Source organism: Pleomorphovibrio marinus (assembly GCF_003347495.1).
GTDB lineage: Bacteria > Bacteroidota > Bacteroidia > Cytophagales > Cyclobacteriaceae > Pleomorphovibrio > Pleomorphovibrio marinus.
The window spans coordinates 1-1106 of record NZ_QCXY01000037.1; the positions used below are offsets into that span (position 1 = coordinate 1).

A 1106-nucleotide genomic window follows, 5' to 3' on the forward strand; every position below is an offset into this window, starting at 1 on the left:
CTTCGGGCTTTGGTCAACAAATAGATGTGCACAATATTTCCCACACGCAACCCCCAGGCCTGAAGGGCCGACACAGCAATAACCGCGGGTGCAACCCGTGGACATGGACACGAAATGACACCCCACCTCTGCCACCAACCCCGTAGGGGTTGAATCCTAGAACCAAAGGGTTGCTAGCCCAACAAATATCGTTCATCGAACTCAATGCCGTTCTCTTCCAGCAAACGTTTGTATTCTTCCAAAAATGTTTCCTTTTTGTGGTGTTCTTTCTGTCTTTTGATATAATTGGTAATCATGTCTTTGTCATGATAAGAACAGGTAAATGCCCCATATCCATCACCCCATGATTTCCATTGGGGAAAATTGTCGTGTTGCTTCATCCATTTACTGCTGCCTACTTTCACTTCTTTAAGGAAATCCGCTAGAGAAACGGTAGGGTGTAAATCTGTCAAAAGATGGAGGTGGTCACCGCAGCCGTTAATCTGGTACAGGACGCAGTTTTTCTTCTTTACGATGCCGGATATATACCTATAGAGTTCTTCACAGTGCTTTTCCGGAATGGTGAATTCCCTGTACTTGGTTCCGATAACGGAGTGGTAGAGTATTTGTTTATAGCTCATTGGTATAGAGGGATTAGTGTGGGATATGAAAATACGAAATTTCTTTTATTGTTGGTAGTCCACCTTTGTGAGCACAAGTAAAAAAATAGCACAATGATGCTTTTGTGCAGATGCAACCCCAGGTCCAGAGGGTTCATCAAACCACCCAAGACGGCCATCCCCCGGGTTTTTGTTCAACCCGCTTCGGGGTTGGGGAGAGGTTTTGCCATACAATATCCACGGGCTTTGGCCCGCGGTTATTGTTGTTTCAGCCCTTCGGGCTTGGGTCTACAGTAGATTTACACAATAATATCTCACGCGCGACCCCCAGGCCTGGGGGGCCAATACAGCAATAACCGTGGGCTCAACCCGAGGACACGGATAAAACAGGATGGCGTAAAACCACCCAAGACGACCATTCCCCCACAGGGTTTTTGTTCAACCCGCTTCGGGGTTGGGGGAAGGTTATGTCGTACAATATCCACGGGCTTTGGCCCGCGGTTATTT

At 47.4% G+C, this 1106-nt stretch carries 1 protein-coding gene; it reads right to left on the bottom strand.

Annotated elements, in window-relative coordinates; all coding sequences use genetic code 11:
* Positions 1-173: 173 nt before the first annotated feature.
* Positions 174-620 (bottom strand): IS200/IS605 family transposase, encoded by a 447-nt coding sequence (tnpA, locus tag DB520_RS26245; protein ID WP_114752800.1) that lies wholly within the window; start codon positions 618-620, stop codon positions 174-176.
* Positions 621-1106 lie beyond the last annotated feature (486 nt).